The sequence below is a fragment of the Terrimonas pollutisoli genome, from assembly GCF_029360765.1.
Taxonomy (GTDB): Bacteria; Bacteroidota; Bacteroidia; order Chitinophagales; family Chitinophagaceae; genus Terrimonas_B; species Terrimonas_B pollutisoli.
The window spans coordinates 130,500-136,911 of record NZ_JARKNA010000016.1; the positions used below are offsets into that span (position 1 = coordinate 130,500).

The following is a 6,412-nucleotide window of genomic DNA, read 5'->3' on the forward strand; positions in this document are numbered from 1 at the left end:
ACACTTTTTGATATAGGGTAAGTAAAAAAATAGCCTGGCTTGGTAAGTTATTTTTTATGCTCTTTCCAGGTCGAATAAAGAGTTGGCGGTACAGGTTGATTGTCTGGAATTTGCCTCAAGGGTTCAACGGGTTTAAACTGTTCAAACATATCTTTGGGTAGAGACTGGTAAAGTTCCGTGCCTTTTGTTTTCCATTGGATCATTTCGTCACTGACTTCCTTGATTATTTTACCGGGGTTCCCTATTACAATACTTCGGCCTGGAATTTTTTCGCCTTCTTTGATCAATGTTAATGCACCAACAATCGATTCATCGCCCAGTTCAACATTATCCATAATTACGCTGTTCATACCAACCAGGCAATTGCGACCGATAACGGCCCCATGTATAATTGCTCCATGACCGATATGTGCATTTTCTTTCAGCCACACGGTAACTCCCGGGAACATATGTATGGTACAATTCTCCTGGACATTGCAACCATTTTCAATAATTATTTTGCCCCAATCTCCGCGGAGGGCTGCACCAGGACCGATATAACAATTTTTTCCAATGATAACATTGCCCATTACGGCAGCCTGGGGATGAATAAAAGATGATTCATCTATGACAGGGATAAACCCGTTGAAGGAATAGATCATCACACAAAGTTAGGTTGCTTTACTCCACAGCCGGATCAGGTCTTTTCTTTTTGGGCCCTCTTGAAATACGTCGTATAATAGCTATGGTAGCCCATATCACACCAGCTAATCCTAAAATGGCCACTGCTAATGCAGCAGCATCACTGCCATTGCAAGCCAGGCTGCACGACAAGGCAGCAACCAGGTACAAAGCACCCAATGCTCCAATGATTGTAAGAATGATCAGCAAAGCTTTATCTGCCTCACCTTTATGCCCGGTTATTTTTGATTTTACGTAAACCTTCACCTGCTTTTTAAATTCATGTTTTAATATTCTTTTTTCCTGGCGTGTCAGTGTTTTTTTATCGCGGTATTGCAGCGATTTTAATATTTCTTCAGCCGTTGGGGGATCTGATTTAATAGTTGCAGATTGGCTGGCAAAAGTGTCTGATGGAGATAAAAATGAATATAGACGATTATTGACAAAAAATATCATCATCAGGAAACCAGCGGTAGCCAGCAGAAAATCGCAGCTTTTTTGTTTTATATAAAAAAGCTTTTTTGAAATGTGGTTTTGACGCGAAGGGTATACCAGCGCCACTAAAACGAAAAGAAATATGAAAACAATTCCCGCCGCTTCAGAAAGGATTATCTTCATTGATAATAAACTGTTGCCAATGAAAAATGCAGCACTGACAAGCAATACTTTCAGCATGGCAATGCAAATCCTCGCTTCAGCTATATGCTGACGTGCCCAGGTAGAAATATTTTTCATGATCAGTAGTTTAGGTTATTTTAAATTTATTAAAAATTAATGCTTTAAGGAAAACGCTCGAAGATTAATTTTAACCGGACGGATAAAATTGCTTTCTTGTTGCAGCCCCTGTTTATTATGAAGATCATTATTGCGCCGGATAAATTCAAAGGAAGTCTTACCAGCTTTGAAGTATGCAGAGCCATCAGTAATGGAATAAAAAAAGCAAATAAGGAAACTGATGTGCTTGTTTTTCCCATGGCTGACGGCGGCGATGGTTTTGCCACGGTAATGAAACACTATCTGCAAACAGAAACAGTTGACTGCAAAACAATTGATGCCCTCGGCAGGGAAATAAATGCATCCTATGAATGGGATAGTAAGCAAACAACTGCCGTCATTGAACTGGCGGTTGCCAGTGGCCTGGCACTATTGAAAAAAGAAGAACAAAACCCGATGCTGACGTCTACATTGGGTACCGGAATACTAATAAAAAATGCCATTGAAAAAGGTGCAACAAGGATACTGCTTGGTTTGGGCGGCAGTGCAACAAATGATGCCGGAATGGGAATACTTGCTGCATTAGGATTTCAATTTGCAGATGAAAATGAAAAATTGTTGGCGGCTTCTGGAAAAAATCTATGTGCAGTTAAGAAAATAATTCCGCCCGAATCAGTACCTGCTATACAATTTCAGATAGCTGCGGACGTAAAAAATGTTTTATACGGCCCGCAGGGAGCCGCTTATATTTTTGCGCCACAAAAAGGTGCGAATGACGTTGATGTTCGACTATTAGATGAAGGGTTGCGAAATTTTGCTTTGATTGTTCAAGAGCAAACGGGCCGTAAAATTTCAACTATTGCAGGAACAGGTGCTGCCGGAGGAATTGCAGCGGGATTAATGTCTTTTTTTGAAGTGGACATAAAGAGTGGAATTGAATTAATTGTGAACAACAGTAACCTTATAGCCGCGTTAGAAAATGCTGATCTTATTATTACCGGCGAAGGAAAGATTGATGCGCAAACCGCCGAAGGAAAGGTGATTGGCTATATTGCTGCGCTGGCAAAGGAATTTAAAGTTCCCTGTAAAGCGGTATGTGGCGTTTTAGATCTTGGTCGCAAGGAACTGGAAGAGTTAGGGCTGGCAGCGGTGTTATCGATCCGGGATGGTTCTATATCAGAAGAAGAAGCGATTAAAAACGCAGGTGAATTATTAGCTAAAAGAATTGCCGCTGATAGTAGTTTTCTGGAAATTTGAATCGGTTAAATAAGATTTTTGCCGGTTCTGAAACAGGTGCCTTTAAAGAAGGCGACAAGATGATTTCGTTGGTTGGTGATGCTGATATGATACAGGCCGGTGGATTTTCCATTATGGATTTCTTTCGCCTCCGCCGTGAGTTCGTCTCCCACATGTACCGGCTTTGTAAAATTAATTGCAGTGTCAAGGGCCACGGAAAGATTGTTTCGGTTATTGCAGGCAAATGCAAATGCACTATCAGCCAATGAGAAAGCAATCCCTCCGTGTGCAATGCCAAAACCATTGACCATTTCTGAACGAACCGACATCCTGATTTTACTATAGCCTTCTTTTATATCCAGCACTTCTATCCCCAGCCATTGGCTAAACAAGTCATTTTTCATCAGATGCTCCACCACGGAACCAGGGTTAACAGTACTCATTGCATTTGAGAATTAATATTGAACTTTAATACTCTCGGTATTACTCTCCTTTAAACACCGGCTTTCGTTTTTCGAGAAAGGCTTTTACTCCTTCTTTGTAATCAGCGGTTTGGGCAGCCCTTTGTTGAAATATATCTTCATCATGCAATTGCTCCTCGAAACTTGTGGTAAAGGACATGGTCAAAATTTGTTTTGTATAAGCCAATCCCTTTGTAGGCATTTCTGCCAGGGATGTTGCTATTTTCTGTGCGTTTTCTGCAAAAGTCTCATCCGGAAATATTTTGTAAATCATTCCCATTCTTTCGGCATCAGCGGCAGATACTTTTTCTCCCAGCATCATCAGAGCAGATGCTTTTTGCCAACCAATCAGTCGGGGTAAAGTATAAGTGCCACCACTGTCGGGTATCAGGCCTATTTTTGAAAAAGCCTGGATAAAAGCCGCAGATTCCGCCGCTACAACTATATCACTGCAGAGAGCAATATTGGCGCCTGCACCCGCTGCCACACCGTTAACGGCAGCAATGACAGGTTTTTCCAGCTTTCTTATCCGGGTTACAATGGGATTATAATGTTCACTGAGAATTCTTTGCATGCCGGGACCTTCCGGGTCAGTTACCTCAGCAAGGTCCTGCCCGGCGGAAAAAGATTTTCCGGTACCAGTTATATAAACACAACGGACTTCGCTGGTCTTACATTCGTCCAGCTTTTCCTGGAGAAGCAAGGCCATTTCACGGTTGAAAGAATTTAGTTTGTCGGGCCGGTTTAGGATTATGTAAGCGATGCTGTTTTTTATTTCAAAAAGAACTGCCGACATTTTACTAATATTTATGGGGCAAACATACAAAAAAGCATCCGCCGGCTGGCGGATGCTTTTTTGTACAATAAATCTGTTTAATTAAAATTTAGAAAAGCGAATGATCTGTTTATTGTTGTCTTTATCAGTGATCTGCAACAAATAAACGCCTGTTGCTAATTTCTCGATAGAAATCAGTTCCTGGTAGTTATTAGCAATTTTTCTCAATACCAGGTTGCCCTGGCTATTATAGATGGCCAATTGACTTCCATTCTTAATATTTCTGATAGTTATAGAACTGCGGCTTGGATTGGGGAACAAAGCGACTCTTTGTTGGACTTTATCCATTTCTACGCTTCTTATTTCACTATAAGTTGACTTACCATCGATGTCAATTTGTTTCAGGCGATAGTAATTTTTGCCAGCCAGCGGCGATTGATCAGTAAAGTAGTAAGAATTTTCCTGTGTCGTAGTTCCATTGCCGCTTACAGAGCCAATAGAGATGAAGTCGGTTCCGTTGGCACTTCTTTCCACTTCAAAGCCCAGATTGTTTTGCTCAGAAGCTGTGGTCCAGGTGAGGTCAACCTGGCTACCATTTTTCACAGCGGTAAAGCTCTTCAAATTGACCGGAAGAATAACAAGATTTGCGTTACACACATTATTGAAACGCTCTACAATGTCACCCAGCGGCAATGCACTCGCAAAAAGACCAAGTTTGGCGAGTCGCCCGCTTGTCTCATTGGTACCGTTATCATCCTTGAAGAAAACGATATTGAATCCTGTTGTGCTTTTTGGTATAAAATCATCATCTCCATCAGTATAGGTTCCGATTAATGCACCATTTTGATAATACGATATTGTTCCGTCGGCAGCTCTTGTGAACACAAGATGATACCAGGTGTTGACGGCAAGCGGAGAGGCCGCTATTGCAGTACTACCCGAACCATCTATAAATTCTATATGACCTACGGGATTTACATAAATTCCCCATGTAGCTTCTGGTAGTGAACTCAGATCCTCAAAACTTACCAATTTTCTGCTAACTCCGCCTAATACATCGAAACTAACTGCCATTTCAATTGTATAGGTGTCATAAACAAACTTTTTGTCGTTATCAAATTCCAAACCTGCATCCGTTGGATATACAGCAATTGGCACTGCACCAGTACAGCTGGCGCCCAAGGGAGCCGGGGAGGCCGTCGTGCCTGTTGTAATAGGGCTACCTCCTAAACTGGTTAAAGTGTGTGGAGTACCCACTTCACTTCCGGCAACTGCAGCTTCAGACACGAAAGGGGGTGTAGCAGGCGAGGGGAACGTCCATTGATGGCCTTCATCAGATAAAGGAGCCAGCTTGATATCAGTATTACATATATTGTTGAAAGTTCTATTGAAGATCTCTGATTCAGTTAATGGCCTGCCATATACGCTTAGTTTGGCTATTCGGCCGCCAACTTCTTCCGTGCCTTCATCTTTAAAGAAGTGAATGGTATTGCCATTTGCTGCTTTTGGTAAAAAATTGAGGGCTGCATCATCATAAATTCCATCAACAACGCCATTCAAATAAATTGTGATTGAATTATTTGCATCTCTGACGAATGCTAAATGATGCCAGACATTTGGAAGAATAGAGGTTGCTCCTACATATAAGTTGGCTGCGCCCACTCTGAAAACAATCCTGGAATCGTCAACGGCATCATCAGGTGTAATGTAAATGCCGTCGTCAGACCCGGCAATAACCGGAGCCAATTGGTTAAACCCAATTAATTTATGGTAATCGAAAGTGCCGTCAAATCTGACAGCCATTTCGATGGTATAAGTATTGCTGACAATTTGCGGGGTATTGCTGAACTCAAGTCCAAATACGGTACCGCCAATTCCGTAAGTAGTTACGCCGTAAGGAGCGGCGCAACTTGTACCTAAGCCGACAGCCTCCGGCACCGGTGCGGCCAACGAAGCGAGTCCATCTCCGAGCAGAGTGAGTTCATAAGATCCGGCCGATCCGGTCATTGCTGGTGTTGAAGGATAGGCAGGAGTTGCATTGGGAGCACTCCCAAAAGTCCAGCTATAACCCTGGTTTTGTGCATGGGTTATGCACATCATACATATAACCGACATAAGGACGAGTAAATATTTTTTCATATTTCACGAAATTTTGTTAAAGTAAATATACGGGGAATCTTATAAGAATGCAATCCCTTGCAACTTAATTAAAAAAAAGTGTAAGCAGTTGGCAGTTATTAGTTTGAAGGAATTTTTCAAGACATTGCGATGAGGTCGAAAAAGTAATTTTACGATTTATATGTAAAATAATATTCAACTAATTTTCAAAAAATACGTGCAAATTCTTGGGTAAAAACATGCCTTTTTTAAGTATTTTCTTCTTCAAATATGAATGTGTATAAATGGTGTGATAACGGCTGATATTCCCAGGAAGGAAGATAATTAACTCAAGTTGCTAGTTAATATGTCAAAAAAACTATTTGGTCAACGCAATAGGCTGTTTGGTGTATAAAAAAAGAAGTGAGCATTAATAAAAGATAATTTTGAGTTACCACACGCAAAACTC

The 6,412-nt window shown here is 41.3% G+C and carries 6 protein-coding genes; 1 reads left to right on the forward strand and 5 read right to left on the reverse strand.

Annotated elements, in window-relative coordinates; genetic code table 11:
- Nucleotides 1-47: 47 nt before the first annotated feature.
- Together P2W73_RS20685 and P2W73_RS20690 are read right to left on the reverse strand one after the other, a co-directional pair.
- Nucleotides 48-641, reverse strand: coding sequence for an acyltransferase (locus tag P2W73_RS20685; RefSeq protein ID WP_276504007.1), 594 nt, complete (start codon nt 639-641; stop codon nt 48-50).
- A gap of 19 nt (nt 642-660) precedes the next feature.
- On the reverse strand, nt 661-1,395 hold the full coding sequence (locus tag P2W73_RS20690; RefSeq protein ID WP_276504008.1) for a hypothetical protein: 735 nt from the start codon (nt 1,393-1,395) through the stop codon (nt 661-663).
- 96 nt (nt 1,396-1,491) lie between these two features.
- Here P2W73_RS20690 and P2W73_RS20695 point away from each other — a divergent pair, with 96 nt between their 5' ends.
- Complete coding sequence (locus P2W73_RS20695) at nt 1,492-2,631, forward strand: glycerate kinase (RefSeq protein WP_276504009.1); 1,140 nt, start codon at nt 1,492-1,494, stop codon at nt 2,629-2,631.
- 5 nt (nt 2,632-2,636) lie between these two features.
- On the opposite strand, the gene paaI is transcribed toward P2W73_RS20695, so the two are convergent.
- From paaI to P2W73_RS20710, 3 genes are all read right to left on the reverse strand, one after another.
- Nucleotides 2,637-3,053, reverse strand: coding sequence for a hydroxyphenylacetyl-CoA thioesterase PaaI (gene paaI / locus P2W73_RS20700; protein WP_276504010.1), 417 nt, complete (start codon nt 3,051-3,053; stop codon nt 2,637-2,639).
- Between the two features lie 40 nt (nt 3,054-3,093).
- Entirely contained in the window at nt 3,094-3,867 is a 774-nt protein-coding gene (locus tag P2W73_RS20705; RefSeq protein WP_276504011.1) for an enoyl-CoA hydratase-related protein, read from the reverse strand.
- An 81-nt stretch (nt 3,868-3,948) separates the two neighbouring features.
- A complete protein-coding gene (locus tag P2W73_RS20710) occupies nt 3,949-5,961 on the reverse strand; it encodes a LamG-like jellyroll fold domain-containing protein (protein WP_276504012.1) in 2,013 nt (670 codons plus the stop codon).
- Between the last annotated feature and the right edge of the window lie 451 nt (nt 5,962-6,412).